This window comes from Promicromonospora sp. CA-289599 (genome assembly GCF_050936155.1).
Lineage (GTDB): Bacteria > Actinomycetota > Actinomycetes > Actinomycetales > Cellulomonadaceae > Promicromonospora.
On sequence record NZ_JBNJNI010000001.1, the window covers coordinates 3,775,989 to 3,796,845 of the forward strand.

At 72.2% G+C, this 20,857-nt stretch carries 20 protein-coding genes; 12 read left to right on the top strand and 8 right to left on the bottom strand.

Annotated features, from left to right (window positions below; translation table 11 throughout):
• Nucleotides 1-70: 70 nt before the first annotated feature.
• From ACQEVI_RS16695 to ACQEVI_RS16720, 6 genes are all read left to right on the top strand, one after another.
• Entirely contained in the window at nt 71-2,140 is a 2,070-nt protein-coding gene (locus tag ACQEVI_RS16695) for a carboxypeptidase regulatory-like domain-containing protein (RefSeq protein WP_432900771.1), read from the top strand.
• Between the two features lie 91 nt (nt 2,141-2,231).
• Complete coding sequence (locus tag ACQEVI_RS16700; protein WP_432900773.1) at nt 2,232-3,149, top strand: amidohydrolase family protein; 918 nt, start codon at nt 2,232-2,234, stop codon at nt 3,147-3,149.
• Nucleotides 3,146-4,009: a fumarylacetoacetate hydrolase family protein gene (locus ACQEVI_RS16705; RefSeq protein ID WP_432900775.1), complete on the top strand. Its 864-nt coding sequence runs from the start codon at nt 3,146-3,148 to the stop codon at nt 4,007-4,009. The genes ACQEVI_RS16700 and ACQEVI_RS16705 overlap by 4 nt, the downstream gene beginning before the upstream one ends.
• Before the next feature lie 116 nt (nt 4,010-4,125).
• Nucleotides 4,126-4,644: a hypothetical protein gene (locus tag ACQEVI_RS16710; protein WP_432900777.1), complete on the top strand. Its 519-nt coding sequence runs from the start codon at nt 4,126-4,128 to the stop codon at nt 4,642-4,644.
• Between the two features lie 165 nt (nt 4,645-4,809).
• Nucleotides 4,810-6,990 carry an RICIN domain-containing protein gene (locus ACQEVI_RS16715; RefSeq protein ID WP_432900779.1) on the top strand — a complete coding sequence of 727 codons (2,181 nt, stop codon included), beginning with the start codon at nt 4,810-4,812 and terminating at the stop codon, nt 6,988-6,990.
• A 138-nt stretch (nt 6,991-7,128) separates the two neighbouring features.
• Nucleotides 7,129-7,827, top strand: coding sequence for a hypothetical protein (locus tag ACQEVI_RS16720; protein ID WP_432900781.1), 699 nt, complete (start codon nt 7,129-7,131; stop codon nt 7,825-7,827).
• Here ACQEVI_RS16720 and ACQEVI_RS16725 read toward each other — a convergent pair.
• The 4 genes from ACQEVI_RS16725 to ACQEVI_RS16740 are packed head-to-tail and all read right to left on the bottom strand — an operon-like array spanning nt 7,779 to nt 11,172.
• Nucleotides 7,779-8,738, bottom strand: coding sequence for a hypothetical protein (locus ACQEVI_RS16725; RefSeq protein ID WP_432900783.1), 960 nt, complete (start codon nt 8,736-8,738; stop codon nt 7,779-7,781). The genes ACQEVI_RS16720 and ACQEVI_RS16725 overlap by 49 nt on opposite strands.
• Nucleotides 8,732-9,766 carry a hypothetical protein gene (locus tag ACQEVI_RS16730; RefSeq protein ID WP_432900785.1) on the bottom strand — a complete coding sequence of 345 codons (1,035 nt, stop codon included), beginning with the start codon at nt 9,764-9,766 and terminating at the stop codon, nt 8,732-8,734. Before ACQEVI_RS16730 ends, ACQEVI_RS16725 begins: the two co-directional genes overlap by 7 nt.
• The gene (locus tag ACQEVI_RS16735) at nt 9,763-10,371 is read right to left on the bottom strand and encodes a TetR/AcrR family transcriptional regulator (protein WP_432900787.1); all 609 of its coding nucleotides are present in this window, start codon (nt 10,369-10,371) and stop codon (nt 9,763-9,765) included. The genes ACQEVI_RS16730 and ACQEVI_RS16735 overlap by 4 nt, the downstream gene beginning before the upstream one ends.
• 60 nt (nt 10,372-10,431) lie before the next feature.
• Complete coding sequence (locus ACQEVI_RS16740; protein WP_432900789.1) at nt 10,432-11,172, bottom strand: SDR family oxidoreductase; 741 nt, start codon at nt 11,170-11,172, stop codon at nt 10,432-10,434.
• Between the two features lie 100 nt (nt 11,173-11,272).
• Between ACQEVI_RS16740 and ACQEVI_RS16745 the strand changes: the two genes are divergently transcribed.
• Nucleotides 11,273-12,100, top strand: coding sequence for a helix-turn-helix transcriptional regulator (locus ACQEVI_RS16745; protein ID WP_432900791.1), 828 nt, complete (start codon nt 11,273-11,275; stop codon nt 12,098-12,100).
• A gap of 28 nt (nt 12,101-12,128) precedes the next feature.
• Complete coding sequence (nhaA, locus tag ACQEVI_RS16750) at nt 12,129-13,529, top strand: Na+/H+ antiporter NhaA (RefSeq protein ID WP_432900793.1); 1,401 nt, start codon at nt 12,129-12,131, stop codon at nt 13,527-13,529.
• Nucleotides 13,530-13,623: 94 nt separating this feature from the next.
• Here the strand turns inward: nhaA and ACQEVI_RS16755 are convergent, their stop codons facing one another.
• Nucleotides 13,624-15,591 (bottom strand): BTAD domain-containing putative transcriptional regulator, encoded by a 1,968-nt coding sequence (locus tag ACQEVI_RS16755; protein WP_432905972.1) that lies wholly within the window; start codon nt 15,589-15,591, stop codon nt 13,624-13,626.
• Nucleotides 15,592-15,641: 50 nt separating this feature from the next.
• Between ACQEVI_RS16755 and ACQEVI_RS16760 the strand changes: the two genes are divergently transcribed.
• Entirely contained in the window at nt 15,642-16,517 is an 876-nt protein-coding gene (locus ACQEVI_RS16760; protein WP_432900795.1) for an alpha/beta fold hydrolase, read from the top strand.
• 8 nt (nt 16,518-16,525) lie between these two features.
• Here the strand turns inward: ACQEVI_RS16760 and ACQEVI_RS16765 are convergent, their stop codons facing one another.
• Both ACQEVI_RS16765 and ACQEVI_RS16770 read right to left on the bottom strand, forming a co-directional pair.
• Entirely contained in the window at nt 16,526-17,122 is a 597-nt protein-coding gene (locus tag ACQEVI_RS16765; protein WP_432900797.1) for a DsbA family protein, read from the bottom strand.
• A gap of 4 nt (nt 17,123-17,126) precedes the next feature.
• Nucleotides 17,127-17,693: a TetR/AcrR family transcriptional regulator gene (locus ACQEVI_RS16770; protein ID WP_432900799.1), complete on the bottom strand. Its 567-nt coding sequence runs from the start codon at nt 17,691-17,693 to the stop codon at nt 17,127-17,129.
• A 127-nt stretch (nt 17,694-17,820) separates the two neighbouring features.
• Here ACQEVI_RS16770 and ACQEVI_RS16775 point away from each other — a divergent pair, with 127 nt between their 5' ends.
• The 3 genes from ACQEVI_RS16775 (at nt 17,821) to ACQEVI_RS16785 (ending at nt 20,426) form a co-directional block, all read left to right on the top strand.
• Nucleotides 17,821-18,663, top strand: a complete 843-nt coding sequence (locus tag ACQEVI_RS16775; RefSeq protein WP_432900801.1) for an alpha/beta fold hydrolase — start codon at nt 17,821-17,823, stop codon at nt 18,661-18,663.
• A gap of 189 nt (nt 18,664-18,852) precedes the next feature.
• Nucleotides 18,853-19,422 carry a cysteine hydrolase family protein gene (locus ACQEVI_RS16780; protein WP_432900803.1) on the top strand — a complete coding sequence of 190 codons (570 nt, stop codon included), beginning with the start codon at nt 18,853-18,855 and terminating at the stop codon, nt 19,420-19,422.
• Complete coding sequence (locus ACQEVI_RS16785) at nt 19,419-20,426, top strand: GlxA family transcriptional regulator (RefSeq protein ID WP_432900804.1); 1,008 nt, start codon at nt 19,419-19,421, stop codon at nt 20,424-20,426. Before ACQEVI_RS16780 ends, ACQEVI_RS16785 begins: the two co-directional genes overlap by 4 nt.
• Before the next feature lie 39 nt (nt 20,427-20,465).
• Here the strand turns inward: ACQEVI_RS16785 and ACQEVI_RS16790 are convergent, their stop codons facing one another.
• Nucleotides 20,466-20,852 (bottom strand): DUF1304 domain-containing protein, encoded by a 387-nt coding sequence (locus ACQEVI_RS16790; RefSeq protein WP_432900806.1) that lies wholly within the window; start codon nt 20,850-20,852, stop codon nt 20,466-20,468.
• Between the last annotated feature and the right edge of the window lie 5 nt (nt 20,853-20,857).

The following is a 20,857-nucleotide window of genomic DNA, read 5'->3' on the forward strand; positions in this document are numbered from 1 at the left end:
CGCTCGGGGAACGGCCGTGCAACTTTTCGCCCTCGCGCGGTTCCGCAGGTTCTTGCTTACCGTTTCGACTGTGAAGCGCACCCCAGCCAGCCTGGGCGTTCTCGCGGCGGTAGTGCTCGCCGCGCTGAGCGCCGTCGTCCCGGCGATGTCCGCCACCGCGGAGACGTCCACCGGATGGGCCGGCTGGGAGCCGCTTGCCGGGACGGCGGGGGACTGGTCGACGACGGTGCGGCTGCCGGCCGGCGGCTTCCCCGCCGCGACCGTGACCTCCGACTCCCGGGGCGGCGTCGGCGTCGTCTCCGGCGCCTCCTCGTGGCTCGGCCCGGCGACACCTCCGGGTGAGGTCTTCGGGTCGAGCCGCGACCAGCAGTACCTCAACCTCCGCCCACAGGCGGACCGGCCGACGACGCCGTCGACCACCACCTACACCTTCGAGCACCCGACGCCGGCGGGCGGCTGGGCGCTGGTGCTGGGCGACATCGACGCCGACCGTGCGGTCGTGACCGCTCGCGGCGCGGACGGCCGGCTGCTCGCCGGCGCGGAGCTGGGCTGGCAGGGCGGCTTCAACTACTGCCAGGGGGCGCGGTCGCCGTCCTGTGCGGGGGCGCCGGAGGACGTGCCTACCTGGGACCCGGCCACCGGCGAGCTGCTCGGCAACGCCGGCGCCGCCGACACGTCCGGCGCCGCCGGCTGGTTCCGGCCCACCGCGCCGATCGTGAGCCTGACCGTCGAGTTCTACCAGCGCAGCGGCTTCCCGGTGTACCAGACGTGGTTCGCTTCCCTGGCCCGCGACATCGCCGGGACCGTGGACCTGGTGGACGCAGACGGTGCGCCCCAGGGTGTCCTTCCCGGCGCGACCCTGACGCTCCTCGGCCCGGACGGCGCCGAGCTCGACACCGCGACGTCGGACGAGAGCGGCCAGTACATCTTCCCCGGCTACGTCGCGGCGCCCGGCTACCGCGTGGAGCTCACCACCGTCCCAGAGGGGGATGGCGCCTACCCGCACGGGCTGACCCCCTTCGGCGAACGTATGGTCGACGAGATCGACCTCAGCTCCGCCGACGCCAACGACGTCGACCTCGCGGCACGCGAGATCCAGCCCGTCGCCGTGAGCGGCACGGTGCTCACCGACGACGACGCCCCCGTCCCCGGCGTGACCGTCACGCTCACGCCGGTCGGCGGTGGCACCCCGCTTACCGCGGTGACGAGCTCGGCCGGCGAGTACCTGATCGATGACGTCGGGTGGGACGCCGGCGACGACCGGCCGCAGGACTACACGTTCGCGCTGAGCGACCTGCCCGAGGGATACGTGACGGCCACCGCGCCGGACGGCATCACCATGGCGGTCGGCCAGGAGGAGCCCAGCGCCGGCAACGACTTCGCCGTCCGGGCGCCGGCGTCGCTCTCCGGCACGGTGACCGTCGGCGAGGAAGCGCTCGCCGGGGTCGTCGTGACCCTGACCGGCCCGGACGGGACGGCCGGCACCACGACGGCGGCCGACGGCACCTATGTCTTCGACGGCGTGCTCCCCGGCGACCACACGGTGCGCGTGACGCCGCCCGACGGGTACCGCGCCGACGGACGGGAGGTACGGGACGTCACCGTCGCGGCCGAGGACCTGGCCGGCCTGGACTTCGGGCTGTCCCGCCCCGGCGCCATCGGCGGCACGGTGACCGACGACGCCGACGCCCCCGTGGCCGACGCCACGCTGACGGTGGCCGGTCCCGGTGGGTCGATCACCCTGGCCTCCGACGCCGCCGGCGGGTACTTCACCGGTGACCTGGCGCCCGGCGACTACGTGATCACGCTGACCACGCCCGACGGCTACACCGCTGACGTCACCGAGCGTTCGGTGGAGGTGACCGGCGCCGGGGAGAACTGGCTCGAGGAGCACTTCGACGTCGTGCGGGAGCCCGTGCCTACGCCGAGCCCCGCTCCGAGCGCGACGCGGAGCCTGGGCCCGACGCCGGACGCGACACCGGAGCCGTCGGCCGGTCCGGCCCCCGGATCGGACGGCGCGGGAGGGCCGGGTTCCGGCGACCTCGCCGCGACGGGCGCGACGGTCGGGTCCATCGGCCTGGCCGCGGCCATCCTGGTGGCCCTGGGTGTCGCGCTGGTACGCGCCTCCCGCACGGGCTGACGTTTCCGCAACCGCCCACTGGTCGAAGCGGCCCGGCTCGCCGCCGCCGCCGCTAGCCTGTGCTCCGGGCACGGAGACGGGAGACGCCTCGATGGAGCGGACAGACGCGCACCACCACCTGTGGGTCCGCACGCGGACGCCGCAGCCCTGGATCGACCCGGTGTCGATGCGGGCGATCGACGCGGACTTCACCACCGACGACCTGGCGCGCGCCCTGGCGGGGCAGCACGTGACCGGGACCGTCGTGGTGCAGTCGGTGCCCACCGAGGCCGAGACCACCGACCTGCTCGCCGTCGCGGAGCGCACCCCGGTGATCCACGGCGTCGTCGGCTGGGTGGAGCTCGCGGACCCCGGCGTCGCCGACGCGCTGGCCGGGCTCCGCTCCGGGCCCGGCGGCCGGTACCTCGTGGGCGTCCGGTCGATGGTCCAGGCGGAGCACGACCCCGGCTACCTCGACCGCGCGGACCTGCGCCGGGGCATGCGGGCAGTGGCCGAGCAGGGGCTGACGATCGACCTCGTGACCAGGCACGAGCAGCTGCCCGGCGTAGCCCGGCTCGTGCGCGACCTGCCAGACGTCTCGTTCGTCCTGGACCACCTGGGCAAACCACCGCTCGCGGATCCAGGACCCGCCGCCGGCGGCGGCCTCGCCGGATGGGCGGACGCGATCCGCGAGATCGGCACCCACCCCAACGCCACCGCGAAGCTGTCCGGCCTCGTCACCGAGGCGTCCTGGACCGACTGGTCGAGCCGGGACCTGCGGCCAGCCGTCGACCGTGCGCTGGACGCCTTCGGACCCGAGCGGCTCATGTTCGGGTCGGACTGGCCGGTGAGCCTGCTGGCAACACGCTACGCCGAGTGGGTGGAGACGCTGACCGGTCTGCTGGCTGGACTGACGTCCACGGAACAGGCGGCGGTCTGGCACCGTACTGCCCGGCGCGTCTACGGACTGCCGGCGGAACGCGCGGAGCCCAACACTGACGCGGAGCCCAACACCAAGGAGCACGGATGAAGTTCGCCCGGATCGGAACCCCCGGCCAGGAGCGCCCGGTGGTGCACGACGGCACCGGCTGGCGCGACCTGAGCCCGCTGACCGCGGACGTCGACGGGGCGTTCCTGGAGGCCGACGGCGTCGCGCGCACCCGGGCGGCGCTCGCGGCGGGGACGCTCGCCGCGGTGGAGACGGACGGCGTGCGGTTCGGCTCGCCCGTGGCCCGGCCGTCCGCGATCGTGTGCGTCGGCATGAACTACGCGGCGCACGCCGCCGAGTCCGGGTCCGCGCCGCCGCAGGCGCCGGTCATCTTCCTCAAGACGCCGAACACCATCGCCGGTCCGTACGACACGGTGACGATCCCCCGGGGCAGTGCAAAGACGGACTGGGAGGTGGAGCTCGCGGTGGTGATCGGCCGCCGCGCCTCCTATCTCGACTCGCCCGGGCAGGCCCGCGACGTGATCGCCGGGTACGCCGTGGCCAACGACCTGTCCGAGCGGACGTGGCAGCTCGAGGAGTCGGGCGGCCAGTGGTCGAAGGGCAAGTGCGCGCCGGGGTTCACCCCGTTCGGCCCGTGGCTCGTCACGCCCGACGAGGCCGACGGCGCCGACCCCGCGGGCCTGCGCCTGCGGTCGTGGGTGAACGGCGAGCCGCGCCAGGACTCCACGACGGCGGACCTGATCTTCGGCGTCGACGTGCTGGTGCACACGCTGAGCCAGTACCTGGTGCTGGAGCCCGGCGACGTGCTGCTCACGGGTACGCCGGAGGGCGTCGCGCTGTCGGGCCGGTTCCCGTACCTGCAGCCGGGCGACGTGGTGGAGACCGAGATCGACGGCCTGGGGCGGCAGCGGCAGGAGTATGTGGCCTGGCCGGGCGTGTGATCGTGGTCACGGTGCCCGGCGCCGACGGCTGATCTCGGCGACCCGTTTCGCGGTATGCGAAGACGCCGGGCGGAAAGTGGCACCGAGCACCCCCTGACATGCGGAAAGATGCGCGCATGAGGTTCGAGTACTTCGCAGTCGCGGACGACGAGACAGCAGCCCTGACCATCGACGGTGGCGAGATCGACGGCAGCGTGGGATCCCACGTGGTCGACCCCGCATCGGTGCTGGGTCAGCTCGAACGACTGCTCGGTGGCCCGGTCGGCGACGACGGTCTGCGCAGCGCCCAGCTCGTGGCCGAGAGCGCCGACGGGGCCCGGCTGGTGATCCGCCTGTCCAACCATCTGGTGTCCCTGTTCGGGATGGTGCGCCCGGCGACGCTGGACGACGTCGTGAAGCACTGGTCGCTGTCCCGCCGGTTCCGCCGTGCCGACCCGGAGGACCTGAACGCCTTCGCCGCCGGGCTGAACGAGCTCTGCAAGGGCAGCGGCAAGCGCGTCTACTGCCGCGCGACCGCCGACGAGGCGGAGCTTGCCCCGGGCCGGACCCCGGTCGGGGCCGGCGTCGGCGCGGGTGTCGGTGCGGGCGTGGACGGCGACCCGGAGGAGCCGCGTCCGCTGCCCCGGCGGCGCTGACGTTCAGCCGCTACCCCTGTCCAATTGACCGATAGCGTCGCTGCGGCGACGCTATCGGTCATCCACGCCTAGGTGTTTTCCACGACTGACAGGTCAGTAAGTTAGTCCGTAGGGTGAGGTGTCGCCGCACCGTCGCGGCGCTCGAACTCTTGCCGGAGGCTTGTCATGTCACCTGTTCGGAAGCTGGTCGGCGCGCTCAGCGCCGTCGTACTGGCCGGGCTGCTCGGCGTCGTCGCGTCACCCGGCGCCGTCGCCGCCTCGACCGGCACCATCGTCAGCTCGGCGAGCGGCAAGTGCCTCGACGTCGCGGAGGGGTCCACCGCGAACGGCAACCGGCCCCAGATCTGGGACTGCACCTCGAACAACGCCAACCAGACGTGGACGCTCGCCGACGACGGCTCCGTCCGCGGCCTCGGCAAGTGCCTCGACGTCGCGAACGGCTCGACGGCGGACGGCGCCGTCGTGCACCTGTGGGACTGCTTCGGCTCGCTGGCGAGCCAGAAGTGGACCCTGACCGCGGCCGGAGACCTGGTGAACCAGGCTGCGAACAAGTGCCTGGACGTCGCGGGGGGTGCGACGGCGAACGGTACCCGGGTCCAGCTCTGGAGCTGCACGGGCGCTGGCAACCAGAAGTGGTCCCACAACGGAGGCTCCGTGCCTGGACCGAACCCTGACCCCGTCCTCCCCAACCCGGCCAACCCGGACCTCGGCCCGAACGTCGCGGTCTTCGACACCTCCATGTCCGACTCCGCGGTCCAGGCCAAGCTCAACAGCGTCTTCGACGCCCAGGAGACCAACCAGTTCGGTCCTCAGCGGCACGCGATGCTGTTCTACCCGGGCTCGTACGACGTCGACGCGAACGTCGGCTTCTTCACGCAGGTAGCGGGCCTCGGCCTCGTACCGGACGACGTGAACATCAACGGCCACGTCCACGTCGAGGCTGACTGGTGGCCGGACGGCTCGCAGAACGCCACGCACAACTTCTGGCGCGCCGCTGAGGGCCTCTCCGTGACGCCCGCCGACGGCAACGACCGCTGGTCCGTCTCGCAGGCGGCGCCCTACCGGCGCATGCACCTGCGCGGCAACCTCGCCCTGTCCGACGGCGGCTGGTCGTCGGGCGGTTTCATCGCCGACTCGAAGGTCGACGGGCAGATCAACTCCGGCACCCAGCAGCAGTTCCTCACGCGGAACTCGGCCATGGGCAGCTGGACCGGCTCCAACTGGAACCAGGTGTTCGTCGGCAACACCGGGGCGCCGTCGAACAGCTTCCCGAACCCGCCCTACACGACGATCGCCGCGACGCCGAAGATCGCTGAGAAGCCGTACCTCTACGTCGACGACAGCGGCTCCTACCGGGTGTTCGTCCCCGCCGTCCGTACCAGCTCGACCGGTACCACCTGGGCGAACGGCAACCCCGCCGGACGGTCCCTGCCGATCAGCGACTTCCACGTGGTGCGCCCTGGCGACACCGCCGCGAGCATGAACACGGCGCTCGCCGCGGGCAAGAACCTGCTGGTCACTCCCGGCACGTACCAGGTCAACCAGACCCTCCAGGTCAACCGGGCGGACACCGTGGTGCTCGGGCTGGGCCTGGCCACCTTCGTGCCGCAGGGCGGCATCAACGCCATGAACGTGGCCGACGTCGACGGCGTCCGCCTGGCCGGCATCATGTTCGACGCCGGGACCACCAGCTCCCGCGTGCTGCTCCAGGTGGGCCCGACGGGCTCCTCCGCCGACCACGCGGCGAACCCGACGGTGCTGTCCGACGTCTTCATCCGTGTGGGCGGCTCCATCGCGGGCAAGGCCGAGGTGAGCATGGAGATCAACAGCGACGACGTGATCGGTGACCACGCCTGGATCTGGCGGGCCGACCACGGCAACAACGGCACGGTGGGCTGGACCGTGAACACCGGCCGCAACGGCCTCATCGTGAACGGCGACGACGTGACCATGTACGGCCTGTTCGTGGAGCACTACCAGCAGTACCAGACCATCTGGAACGGCGAGCGCGGGCGCACGTACTTCTACCAGAACGAGATGCCGTACGACCCGCCGAACCAGGCCGCGTACATGAACGGCTCCACCGAGGGCTGGGCGGCGTACAAGGTGGCCGACTCCGTGACCGACCACCAGGCCTGGGGGCTGGGCAGCTACGCGTTCTTCAACGTCAACCCGTCGGTGGCGAACGCGCGGGCCTTCGAGGTGCCGGTGTGGCCTGGCGTGCGGTTCCACAACATGGTTACGGTCTCGCTCGGCGGTACCGGCACCATCCGGCGGGTCATCAACAACACGGGCGAGACGGTGAACAGCGGCCGCCAGGTGACGTACCTGACGACGGGCCCGTGACCCACTGCTGACGTCAGTTCGAGAGGCTCTGGACGACCACGACCCCCAGGGTCAGGGTCGTCCAGAGCCTCTCGAACGGGTGCTCGCGGTGGCGTAATTCCCGGGAGTGAAGCCCAGGGTGTCGCCTACGCTCCGAACGTGATTTCCTTCGAGACACTGCGTGACCTGCCGCACCGTGAGGCGACCGGACGTCTGCTCGCCGACGGCTGGAACGTGTGCGGCATCGGGGACTGGGCGACGGTCTGGCGGTCGCCCGACGGGGCGCAGGTCGCCAGGGTGAGCCCGTTCGAGCCCGCGTATGAGGTCTTCGTGGAGCTGTGCCGTGGTCTCGAGGGGCATCCGTTCCTGCCGCGGATCGACTTCGACGCTCCGCTGGCCGGCGGGGGCCGTCTCACGGTGCTCGAGTTCCTGCTGCCGGCCGACCGGGTGGAGGCGGACGCCGTCGTCGAGCGCTGGGCCGCCGCCGTGCCGGACGACCCGGTCACCGCCGTCCGAAGAGATGCCGAGCGGCTGGATGCCGAGGCCGCCAGGTCCGTTCCGTTCTGGGGCGGGCTCGACCACAACCCGGGCAACGTCATGAAGGACGCCTCCGGCGACCTCAAGCTCGTCGACCTGTTCTACGCCGCGGGCCTGGAGATCTACCGGGTCCTGCTGGAGGACCCGGCGCGGATCACCGAGGCCTTCCCGCCGGACCGGCGCGCCTACCTCCTCGACATCGCGGCAGTGGCCCGGATGTCCACGCCGGACGAGATCGCGGCGCTCCGGACGGCGGCGGAGAGCCTCGGCGGTCAGCCGCCGTACCGCCGCGCGACCTCGTCGAACGCCTCCTTGCGCTGACAGACGCCGTCGTCCGTCACGGCCATGACGCCGAAGCCGGCCTTGTCGAGGTCGAGGCTCGGGTCCTCCCGGCGTGTGAAGTCGGGCATGGCGAAGGTGAAGACGAAGCAGCCGTGGACGCCTTCCGCGTCGTACAGGTCGATGAGCTCGCCGAGGTAGCGGGCTTGGACGGACTCGTCGCGCGGATGGTCGTCGCGGATGCGCGGCGGTTCGGCGAACCAGTCGACTATCTGGAACGAGCCGGCGCCGCGCTGGTCGGCTCCGGTGAAGGCACCGCAGCCGAACTCGGTGATGACCACCGGCTTGCCCTCGTTGTCGCGGACCAGGCCGCGCAGCCGGTCGGGATAGGTCGCCTGGTTGCGCGCGCCTCGGTACAGGCTGACGCCGACCACGTCGAACGGCGACCAGTCGACCTCCTCCCACCCGGCCGCCGAGTAGGTCAGCGGGCCCTGGAAGTGCCGGCGTGCGATGGCCACGGTGCGGAGGAGCAGCCTGTGGAGGCGCCTGTTGACCCGGCGCCGCAGCAGGCGGTGGAACCGCAGGATGAGCTTCAGCCGCAGGAACGAACGGAACCCAGGGACTATGCCGGGCACGGTGTGCGAGAGCTCGGTGCCGACGAGGAGCGTCACGCGGTCCGGGTGCTCGCGCCGCAGCGCCTCGGCCGCGGCGGCCACGGCGGCCAGCCGCTCCAGCAGCTCGCGTCGGGGCCGGTCGGTGTGATCCGGTCTGACGTAGACGGCGAGACCGACGTCGAGGGCGACACGAGCGGCCTCGATCAACCGCTCGACGTCGCCGCCCGTCACCATCACCGTGTCGCAGTGCAGGTCCCGCTCGATGATCTCGAGATCCCGGCGCACGTCGTCCGCGCTCGACTCCCCGATCAGGTAGGAGATGCCGTGGACCTTCAGCATGCGTTCGCCTCCGCTCGGCGCAGGCGCAGGGCTGCCACAAGCAGCAGTGTCGCGACGCCGACGAGCAGCACGGCATTGACCGCGTACTTCGTCGTGAGGTCGACGTCACCCAGCGGTTCGACCAGGAAGGAGATGCTGGCACGCACGACGAGGGCCGCACCGGCGACGGCCAGCACCTGCCGGCGTCCCCAGCCTTCGCGGCGCGACCAGCGCAGCAGAAGCCATCCCAGTGCGAAGGCCGCCGCGACGTTCGCCGTCACACCGAGCCACGTCGCCGGCAGCAGCTGGTTGGCGTACAGGACGACGGCGGTGAGGACGCCGACGAACCACCATGACGGCACCTTGCCAGGCGAGGGGACCTGCTTGCGCCCGACATTGAACGCGGCAGCGATCAGAGCAGCAGCGACCAGGGCGGCACCGACCAGCTGGGCCGCTGTCGCTGTGGAGTCAGCGGCGGTGTCGCTGTAGAGGAGTGCTGCGGCCAGGACCCACAGGACCGTGATGGCGACGATGCCCGGTTTGCCGAGCCACCGCCGGTTCGCGATGCGGGGCGCGCAGGACTCGATCACCGCGATCGGAGCGGCGAAGCTCCAGATCACGTGCCCGCCGACATAGCCAAGGAGGCTGGCGGCGTCGATTCCCAGGCCGGGGATGACCGTCACCGGTGCCTGGGTCGCCCAGTCCGGGTCGTCGGCGGCGAAGTCCCGGAAGAACAGGCTCTGATCGATCAGGCCTGCTTGGATCACTCCGGCGGCCGTGGCAAGCAGCAGGATCGTCGGCCAGCCGCGGCCGGTGCGCCGGGCGACCTCGCGGATGAGGACGGCGACCGAGCCGTAGAGCGGCCCGAGGATGACCAGGCCCGTGAGGAGGTCCAACGGGCGTCCGGTGGCATCGAGGTAGCCGACGAGGTACTCGGCGCTGATCGGGGAGAGCGCCAGCAGCCCGAGCACCGCCGCCCAGCGCTGCCAGAACCTGGGTAGCGCGGTGCGGGACCGTGCATCGGTCGCTTGCGGTGTCGGGGTCGTCAATGGTCGACCTTTCTCACGGCGAGCTCAAAAGTGGTCGCGAGCTCGTCCGCGTAGGCGCGGACGTCGGTGTCGGGCCGGGCGTGCAGCTCGGTGGGGACGGCCTCGAGCGCGGCCAGGAGCGTTGCCGCCATGAGCCGGGACGAGAAGGAACGAAACTCCCCGTCGTCCTGGCCGCTCCGCAGCAGCTGCTCGAAGTCGCCGATCGACTGCTCCCGCTCCTGCGCCCCCCAGCCCTCGGCGCCCTCGATCTGCCCGACGGCGACGAGGCGTGCGGGCCGCGCGGCGCAGTAGTGGACGAAGCCCTCGATCACCGCTCTCAGCACCGCGACGTGGCCCTCGGCGCCCTCGACGCGTTCCTCTATGGCGCGTTCCATGTCGGCGTTCACCTCGGTCACGACCTGCTCCATGAGCTCCTGCTTGTTGCGGAAGTGGTAGGAGATCAGGCCGGGGCTGATCCCGGCGCGCTGCGCGATGCGCGCGAAGGACGCCTTGGCGTACCCGAGCTCGGCGAGCGTGTCGACGGCCGCCTCGACGATCTGCGCCCGTCGCGCCGTCTCGATGAAGGATCGACCTTTCTGATCGACCGACCTGTCGTTTGGTCGCATGACCAGGATTCTACACACTCGACCAGTGGAGGCTCCGCACGAGCGTACCCACCCCGCAGATCAGCGCTGGGCCGCCGGGCGCACGATGATCTCGTTCACGTCGACGTCGGCCGGCTGGTCCAGGGCGAACGAGATGGCGCGGGCTATCGCGTCCGCCGGGATGAGGTTGCGGCGGAACGACTGCATGTAGGTCTGCGCCCCGGTGTCGGAGATGTGCTCCGCGAGCTCGCTCTCGACCGTGCCGGGCGTGATCGTGGTGACCCGGACGCTCGGGTCCGACTCCATGCGCAGGCCCTCGGTGATCGCCCACGCGGCGAACTTGCTGGCGGAGTACACGGCCGACGTCGGGTACACCTCGTGCGCGCCGATCGAGGCGACCGTGACGACGTGCCCGCCGCCCTGCCGCCCGAAGTGTGGCAGCACCGCGGCGATGCCGTGGAGCAGCCCGCGCACGTTGACGTCGATCATCCGGTCCCACTCGTCCACGAGCAGCGCGTCGAGGCGGGACAGGGGCATGACGCCCGCGTTGTTCACGATGACGTCGATCCGCCCGTGCTCCTCGACGACGCGGTCGGCGACGGCGCGCACGTCGTCGCGGTCGGTCACGTCGAGCCGGTGGGCGCTCGCCGCCCCGCCGTCGGCCCGGATCTTCTCGACCAGGGCGTGGAGGCGGTCCGTCCGGCGGGCGCCGAGCACCACGTGGTGGCCCTCCGCCGCGAGCCGGAGCGCCGTGGCCTCGCCGATGCCGCTGCTCGCGCCGGTGACGAGGATGATCTTGGGGGTGTTCGTCTCTGTGCTCATGCACCCAGGCTGCGGCGCCGCGCCGGGCCCAGGAAGGACGCCGTCCTCCTGGGTGCAGCACACCCTGGATACGCGCGGCCTGCCGGGTACCGTCGAAGACATGACCGCATCACCGCTCGGCGACTACCTGCGCGGCAGGCGTGCGCAGCTGACCCCGGAGGCGCTCGGCCTGCCCGTGTACGGGAGGCGCCGCGTCGTCGGCCTGCGGCGCGAGGAGGTGGCGATGCTGACCGGCGTCAGCGTGGACTACTACGTGCGGCTCGAACAGGGACGCGAGGTGAGCCCGTCGCCGCAGGTCCTGGACTCGCTCGGCGAGGTGCTGCGCCTGGACGACGACGGCAGGCAGCACCTCTACCGGCTGGCCGGCCTCAGCCCCCGGCCGGCGAGCCCCGCGGCGGTCGAGGAGGTCGACAGCGCGCTGCTGGAGCTCATGCTCTCCTGGCGGGACACCCCCGCGCTCGTGTTCGGACGAGCCTTCGACGTGCTCGCGAGCAACCCGCTCGGCGAGGCGCTGTTCAACGGGTTCCCGTTCTCCCGGAACCTGACCCGCGCGACCTTCCTCGACCCCGCCGCGCGCACCTTCTACCCCGACTGGCATGCCGTCGCCGAGAACACCGTCGCCGGGCTCCGCCTGGCCGACGGGCTCACACCGGGCAGCCCGGTGATCCGCGCGGTCGTCGACGAGCTGCGTGTCAAGAGCCCCGACTTCGGGCGGATGTGGGACCAGCACGACGCCCGCGGGAAGCGCCTGACCAGCAAGCGATTCCTGCACCCCGAGGTGGGCCACCTGGAGCTGCGGGTGCACGTGTTCGACGTCCGCGGCGTGCCGGGGCAGGAGCTCGTCGTCTACCACGCGACCCCCGGCTCGCCGGCCGCCGAGGCGCTGGCCCTGCTCGGCACGATCGCCGCGACGAGAGCGATCGGCTGACGCCGCCCGACTCTGTCATCCTTGACCCGTGACAGACCGGATCCCCACCGGAGTTCCGACCCGGCCGGGACCCCGGCCTCGGGTGGACATCCCGTATCCCCGCTTGTCCCCAGGACTGCGCAGCTACTTCGCGACCGAGGGTGGGGGAGCGACGCTCCTGCTCGCGGCGTCGGCCATCGCCCTGGTCTGGGCCAACGTGGCGGGCGGCTCGTACCACGCACTGTGGGAGACGCCGGTCAACCTCACGGTCGGTACCTGGGAGCTGCACCTCTCGCTGCACCACTGGGTGAACGACTTCCTCATGGCCGTGTTCTTCTTCGTGGTCGGCGTCGAGGTCAACCGCGAGCTCACCGTCGGCGAGCTGCGCACCTTCCGCGCCGCGTCCGTGCCGCTCTTCGGGGCGATCGGCGGGCTGGCCGTCCCGATCGGTATCTACCTGCTGATCAACCCGTCCGGCCCGGACGCGTCCGGCTGGGGACTGCCGATGTCCACGGACACGGCGTTCGTCATCGGCGTGCTCGCGCTCGCGGGGCCACGCTGCCCCGACCAGCTCCGCGTCTTCCTGCTCACGCTCGCGATCTTCGACGACATCGGCGCCATCGCCCTCCTCGGCATCTTCTACTCCGACGCGCTCTCCATGGGCGCGCTGGCGCTCGCGGCGCTGCTCACGCTGGTGCTGTTCGCGATGCGCTGGATCGGCGTCTGGCAGATCCCGCCGTACCTGCTCGTGGGCCTGATCCTGTGGGTGGCGGTCCTCGAGTCCGGGCTGCACCCGACGCTCGCGGGCGTCGTCGTCGGTCTCGCGGTCCCGACCGCCCGCCGGGGGCGCGACGACGAGGCGCGCCGACATCTCGGGTGGTACTCGCGTGCCCTCATGGAGGATCTCGACCCGGCCCGCTCCCGCCTCGCCGTCAGCGCTGCGCGGTCGGCGGTCCCCACGAGCGACCGCATCCTCGACGCGCTGCACCCGGTGAGCTCGTACTTCGTCGTGCCGGTGTTCGGGCTGGCCAACGCGGGGGTGGCGCTCACCGGGGAGTCGATCAGCGCAGCCATGTCCAGTCCGGTCACGCTCGGCGTGCTGGTCGGTCTCGTGCTCGGCAAGGGGATCGGCGTCTTCGCCGGTGCGATGGTCGCGCTCCTGACCGGGCTCGGCACCCTGCCCGGCCAGGTGCGCTACGGCCACCTCGCCGGCGGTGCGTTCCTGTGCGGTATCGGGTTCACCATCGCGCTGTTCGTCAGCGAGCTCGCGTTCGACGACGAAGCGCTGATCAACGAGGCCAAGGTGGGCATCATCGTCGGGTCGATCCTGTCCGGCGTCATCGGCATCCTGGTTCTCCGGTACTTCGGTGACCGGCTGCCGCTGTGCTCGCCCCACGAGGCCAGCGGTCCGCCGCCGCTGCCGGACGGCGCCTGGCGCCCGCCGGCCTGACGGTTCTTCTGCGCCAACCCAGCGATCAGGCCCAAAGAACCGTGCTTTCTGGGCCTAATCGCTGGGCTGCGCCGATGGTTCGGACCAAGTCGGGTCAGCGGGCGAGGAAATTCGTCAGCACGTCCAGGTGATCCCGCACCGGCCCGGCGGTCAGGACGCCGCTGCCCGCCGACACCTCGTCGGCCGCCGGGGTGAGTGCCGCCCTGGCCCGCTCGGCGACCCGGCGGTCGCCGACCGCGATCGCCGCGCGCCCCGCCAGGACCCAGAGCACCTCGGTGAGCAGGCCCGGCGGGGGGTCGGGGATGCGGCGGACGGCGGCCGCGGCCTCGGCGTCCGCCCCGCGGGCCAGGAGCAGGTGCGGGCGGGCCCACGGCTCGTGGGGGCCCCAGCCGGCGCTGTCCACGTTGCTGTCGCGGCCGGCCGAACCGCCGTCCGCCGGCAGGCCGTGCCACACCCGCACGGCGAGCACCGCCAGCGGGAACAGGCCCTCGGCCAGGCCGGGCATGCCGGAGCCGTCGAGCAGCCCGGCGGCGGTGCGGTAGGCGTCCTCAGCGGCGTCGGCGTCGCTGGCACTCGAACCCGACGCCGCCCGCAGCGCCGCGAACCACCCCGTGAACACCGCGACCAGCGGCCGTTCGTGCCTCCTGCCCAGCGCGGCTGCTGCGTCCGCGTGCTGCTGCGCCGTCTCCCACCGGCCGAGGGCCGACAGCGCCTGCATCCGCACCAGGTGTCCCAGGATCTCGAAGGTGCTCAGCCCGTGCCGGGCAGCCAGGGCCACCAGCTCCGCGCCGAGCTCGTCCCGCTCGGGGGCCAGGCCCGTGCGTCCGAACGCGGTCAGGTACCGGCCCGCCAGGGCGAACGCGAGCACCGCCGGATCGCCTGCGAGCCGCGCGAGGGTCTCCGCCTGACGCGCGGCCTCCGGCCCCCGGGTCCCGGGCAGCCCGCGCGACTCGATCGCGACGGTCGCCAGCAGCCGGGCCCGGACGGCGTCGGGCGCGTCCTCGGGGAGCGCGGCCAGGGTGCGCTCAGCGGCGGCGACCATCTCGGCGGCGGCGCCCGCGTCGTCGGACCGTGTCCATGCCCCGGGGACGTCGAACGCGCCGATCACCCGGGCGGTGAGCTCAGGGTCGCTGAGCTGCTCGGCGGCGCGGACGGCGGCCACCCGCTGCGAGCGGGCGGCCGCCAGGCCCTCGCCACCGGACAGCGCCAGGGTGCGTAGGAGCGTCGCCGTCGACTCCAGGCGGCTGCGGGCGCCGGCGGCGACCACTCGCTCGTACGCGGAGGTGGTGTCCCGCCAGACGTCGTCGGGCGTGGCGGCGTCGGCGCCGACCTCGTGCCGCAGCACCCGGCCCTCCAGCTCCGCGAGCCGCGGCCCCGGGTCGACACCGAGCTCGTCGGCCAGCATCGCTCGCGCCCGGCGGAGCACGGCCAGCGCGTCCGCCTGCCGGCCCGACCGGTACAGCGCGAGCGCGAGCAGGCGCCACGCCTCCTCCCGCCATGGGTGCTCGGCCACGTGCGCGTCCAGACCCGGCACGACGTCGGCCGCGTCACCCAGCGCGATCCGCACCTCGGCGCGGCGTTCGGTAGCGACGAGCCGCAGCTCGGCCAGCCGGGCCCGCTCGGCGACCGCCCACGGCAGGTCCAGCCCCGCGTAGGGAGCGCCGCGCCAGGCGCCGAGCGCCCGGTCGAGCGACGCCCGCGCGGCGGCAGGAGCCAGGTCGCGCGCCTCGGCCACCGCCGCCTCGAACGACCAGGCGTCCACGTCGACGTCGCGCAGCGCGTACCCCGGACCGTCGGTCACGAGCAGCCGGGCGGGGGTGCGCGCCGTCCGCCCGGGCTCGAGGCCGCGGCGGAGCGCCGCGACGAACGTGCGCACGGCGGCCAGCGCACCCTGCGGCGGTTCCGCCCACAGGTCCTGGACCAGGCGGTCGGCGGTCACCGTCCGGCCGCCCGCCGCGACCAGCCGCGCGAGGACGGCGCGCTGGCGGGGGCCGCCCAGGGCCGCCTCCGCGCCGTCGACCCACGCGGTGACCGGGCCGAGCACCCCTACCCGCACGTCCATGCTCACCACTTGCTCATCGCTTGCTCATCCACGTCCTGGAGATTCGGGGCATGACACAGAAGATCCCTGGGTTCGACTACCAGCGCGTCGCCGTGGGCGACCTCGTCCTCAACGTAGCGGTCGGCGGCTCCGGCAGCCCTGTCGTGCTGCTGCACGGCTTTCCGCAGACGCACCTCATGTGGCGGCACGTCGCCGCGGACCTCGTCCGTGACCACACGGTGATCGTCCCCGACCTGCGCGGTTACGGTGCGAGCGACAAGCCCGCCGAGCTCGACCGCGACACCTACTCGAAGCGGGCCATGGCCCGGGACGTGGTCGCGCTCGCCGCCGCGCTGGGCCACGAGACGTTCGCCCTCGCGGGCCACGACCGGGGAGCGCTCGTCGCGATCCGCGCGGGCCTGGACCACCCTGACCGGGTCACGCGCCTGGCCGTCCTCGACGTGCTGCCGACCCTCGACATGTGGGACGTGCTGCACGGTGCCGACGCGGCCGTCGCGTTCCACCTCTACCTGATGGCGCAGCCGCCGGGCCTGCCCGAGCGGATGATCGAGGCCTCCGCCGACGACTTCTTCGGGTTCTTCCTCGACGCCTGGGGCACGAGCCCCGACGCGATCCCTGCGGACGTGCGGGCCGAGTACCTGCGGGCCTCGCGGGAGGCGGTGCCGTCGATAGTGGCGGACTACCGGGCGTCGGCGGGGATCGACGTCGAGCACGACCGGGCCGACCGGGCGGCCGGACGGCGGCTGGCCATGCCGGTCACCGTGCTCCAGCAGGACTGGGGCGCGGCACTCGGCTACGACGCGGCGGGCCTGTGGTCCGCATGGGCCGCCGACCTGCAGCACCGGACGCTGGACGCGGGGCACTTCATGGCCGAGCAGTCACCGCAGGAGGTGGTGGCCCACCTGCGGGCACTTCTGGCGCGATAACGGGCGGGCTACCGGCGGAAGCGGGCGCGCTTGCGGGACATCGCCATGGTGTCCCGCAGGTCGGTGACCGTGACGGCGCCCATGTACGGCTCGCCGTTGATGAACAGCGTGGGTGTGCCGTGCACCCCGGCGTCGATGCCCGCCTGGTAGTCCTTGCGGACGGCGCCGGCGAACCGCTGGGCCGGGTCACCGATCAGGGCGCTGGTGTCGTCGAGGCCGAGCTGCTCGCCGTAACGGATGATCGACGCGTCGTCGAGGCTGTCCTGGTTCTTGAAGAGCAGGCCCGCCATCGGCCAGAACGCCCCCTGGTGTCCCGCGGCCTCGGCGGCGAGGGCCGCTGTCAGCGCGTACGGGTGCGGCTCGAACAGGGGGAAGTGGCGCCATACCAGGCGGACCTGGCCCTCGGAGCCGTTGACGAGCTCGTGCAGCACGGGCTTGGCCGCACCGCAGTACGGGCACTCGAAGTCGCCGAACTCCATGATGGTGAACGGTGCCTCGGGGTTGCCGTACGCCCAGCGGAACGCGAAGTCACCCTCGTGGGGGCCGGTCTGCAGGGCGTACGGAGTGGCTGCCGGTCCGCCGCCGGTGGTGTCGTCGGTCGTCATGTGCTCATCCTCTCGCAGTTGCTACGTCCAGCAGGGTTTCCGCCGCCGCGCGGGCCTGGCGCGCGGCCTCCGGGGTGCCCGCGATGGCGGCGGTGGTCTGTGCGCCCTCGGCGAGGATCGCGAGCTGCGGCGCCAGGGTGGCGGGCGCGCCGGCGTCCGACACGAGACGGGCGACGTACTCCTGGAAGCTGCGCTTCTGCTCGCGGACGGCGTCCGCCACCGCCGTCGAGGAGGCGCCCAGCTCGCCGTGCGTGTTGATGAACGCGCACCCGCGGAAGTCCGGCTCCCGGAACCAGACGTCGAGGAAGTCGAAGACGGCGAGGATGCGCTCGCGCGCCGACGTCGCCCGCTCCGACGCCGACGCGAGGCCGGAGTCCCAGACCGTGGTGCGGTGGCGGAGCACCGCGACGATCAGCTCGTCCTTCGAGGCGAAGAGCGAGTAGATCCGCTTGAGGGACACGCCCGCCGCCGTCCGCACGGCATCCATGCCCACCGCCTGGACGCCATGCGCGTAGAACAGCTCGTCCGCGGCCTGGACCACGGCCTCGCGAGCGGTCTTCTCGTCGATCATCCGATCTCACCCCACTTTTCGCTCCGCACGACTTGCGCGGAGAACGATCGTTCTCTACTGTAGCGGATATCGGCGGAGAACGATCGTTCTCCGCCGGGGCAGCAGGACTCACGAGAGGAATCGGATCATGGGTTTCATCACGGTCGGCACCGAGAACAGCACCACCACCGAGCTCTACTACGAGGACCACGGCACGGGGCAGCCGGTCGTCCTCATCCACGGGTACCCGCTGGACGGCAACAGCTGGGAGCGCCAGTCGCGTGAGCTGATCGCCGCCGGGTACCGCGTCATCACGTACGACCGCCGCGGGTTCGGCCAGTCGAGCAAGGTCGGGGAGGGCTACGACTACGACACCTTCGCCGCGGACCTCGACACGGTCCTGAACACGCTCGACCTGCGCGACGTCATCCTTGTCGGCTTCTCGATGGGTACCGGCGAGCTCGCCCGCTACGTGAAGAACCACGGTCACGAGCGCGTCGCCAAGCTGGCCTTCCTCGCGTCGCTGGAGCCGTTCCTCGTCGCGACCGACGACAACCCGACCGGCGTGCCGCAGTCCGTCTTCGACGGGATCCGTGAGACGGCCCACGCCGACCGGTTCGCCTGGTTCACGAACTTCTACCAGGACTTCTACAACCTGGACGAGAACCTCGGCAGCCGGATCAGCCAGGAGGTCGTCACGGCCAGCTGGAACACGGCGACGGGCAGCGCGCCGGTCGCGGCCTACGCCGTCGTCTCGGCCTGGATCGAGGACTTCCGGGCCGACGTCGAGGCGGTGCGTGCCGCGGGCAAGCCGTCCCTGATCCTGCACGGGACCAAGGACAACATCCTCCCGATCGACGCCACGGCCCGCCCGTTCCACAAGGCGTTCCCCGAGGCGGAGTACGTCGAGATCGAGGGCGCGCCGCACGGCCTGCTCTGGACCCACGCGGCCGAGGTCAACGAGGCGCTGCTGGCCTTCGTCAAGGCCTGACGCACCGCGGGGCGGGCAGGGCCCGCCCGGGCAGTAGTCGGTAGAAGGTCAGGTGATCGGCAACCCGAGTTGCCGATCACCTGACCTTTTGCCGACCACCCGCGTCGAGCGTGTGGCGTGGCCAGATCCGTCCGCCTCACGGCCCGATCCGGCCTCCCGTTCGCGCGCCGCTGTGGCCAGACTGGAGGGATGAACCGAGCGCTGATCGTCGTAGACGTCCAGGAGTCCTTCCGTGTCCGCCCGCAGTGGGCAGACACGCTCAACCCCGCGGTCGCGGAGCCCGTCAACCGGCTCGTCGACCTGGCTCGTGCGGCCGGGGACCTCGTCGTCTGGGTGCTGCACACCGAGCCGGGGACGGGTAACGCGTTCGACCCGGAGTCCGGCAACGTCCGGCTGTTCGCCGAGCTGAGCGGGCCCCTGCCCGAGGAGCCGGTGCTCCGCAAGACCTCGCACAACGCGTTCACGACCACCAACCTCCAGCAGATCCTCACCGCGCACGGCGTGGGGGAGCTGCGTGTCTGCGGCATCCGGGCCGAGCAGTGCGTGGAGACCACCACGCGCGTCGGCTCCGACCTCGGCTACGCCATGACGTTCGTGAGCGATGCCACCAGCACGGACCCGCTCGGCCGGTTCAGCGCCGCCGACATCCTGGAGCGCACCGAGGCCGTGCTCCGCGACCGGTTCGCCCGCATCGCCACCGTCGCGGAGCTCGAGTCCGAGGCCGAGGCCGAGGCGGGCGTGGCAGCATCGACCGCGTGACCACTGTCGTCTTCGTGCTGCTGCCCGGGGTCCACCTGCTCGACCTGGCGGGCCCCGCGCAGGCCTTCTTCACGGCGGGCGACTTCGGCCGGCCCTACGACCTGCGGTACGTGTCCGGCGTCGAGCCGGATGGTTCCGTGACCGGTCGTGGAGGTGGCGGGGCCGGCGGTCCCGGGCACGACGCCGGTGTGGTCGCCTCGGCACAGGGCCTCCCGCTCGTCGCGGGTACCGACTGGCCGGAGGTGGGCCCCGACGACCTCGTCGTCGTACCCGGCTGGCGCATCGGCGGCGTCAAGGTCGCCTGGCCCCGGCTGAGCGTCTCGCTGCGCGAGCGGCTCGCCGCCCACCACGGTGCGGGCGGCACCGTCGCGAGCGTGTGCGCGGGGGCGGACGCCCTCGGCCAGGCGGGCCTGCTCGACGGCCGGCGCTGCACCACCCACCACGCCGTCCAGGACGACCTCGCCGCCCGCTACCCCCGGGCGCACGTGGTCCGGGACGTCCTCTTCACCACGGACGGCGGCGTGGTCACCTCCGCGGGCATCGCGAGCGGCATCGACCTGTCGCTGCACCTGCTCGCCATGCGGCACGGCCCTGCGCTCGCCGCTCGGGTGGCCCGCGAGATGGTGGTCTACACGCGCCGGAACGGGACGGAGCCGCAGGCCAGCGCGATGCTGCGGCACCGGTCGCACGTCGACGACACGGTCCACCGGGTGCAGAACCACATAGACGCCCACTTCGCGCGGACCCTGCCGCTCGCCGACCTGGCCGCGCACGCCGGGGTCGCCGCCCGCACGCTGACCAGGCTCTTCACCCAGGCCGCCGGGATGACGCCGCTGCGCTACCAGCAGCTGCTGCGGCTCGAACGGGCAGAGCACCTGATCGGCCACGGCGCCACTGTCGAGTCAGCGGCCCACATGGTCGGCTTCCAGGACCCGCGCATGCTGCGCCGCCTCCGCAACACCCCCCCACCCCGCCCGTTGAGTGCTGGATATTTGTCCATCTGAGGCTCTCAGATGGACAAATATCCAGCACTCAACGGGATGTCAGAGGAGGAGGGCGATCGTGACCGTGATGATCGCCAGCAGCGGGACGAGGCCCTGCTTCAGTGCCGCGTCGCGCTTGGTCGGGTCCGAGATCACCAGTACGAGCGCCGCCGCGGCCATCGAGCCGGCTCCGGCGAGCACGAGGGCGGCGCCCACCGCCGTCGACCCGGTGGCCGTGAAGACGATGCCGACGCCCGTGACGATCGCGAGGAACAGGTTGTAGAAACCCTGGTTCAGCGCCATCGGCCGCGTCGCCTCTGCCTGCTCCGCGGTCATCCCGAACGTCGCCAACGTCTTCGGGTCGGTCCAGGCGAAGGCCTCCAGATAGAAGATGTAGACGTGGACCAGGGCTGCAAGGCCCGCGAGCACGAGACCGGCGATCAGCATGTTCA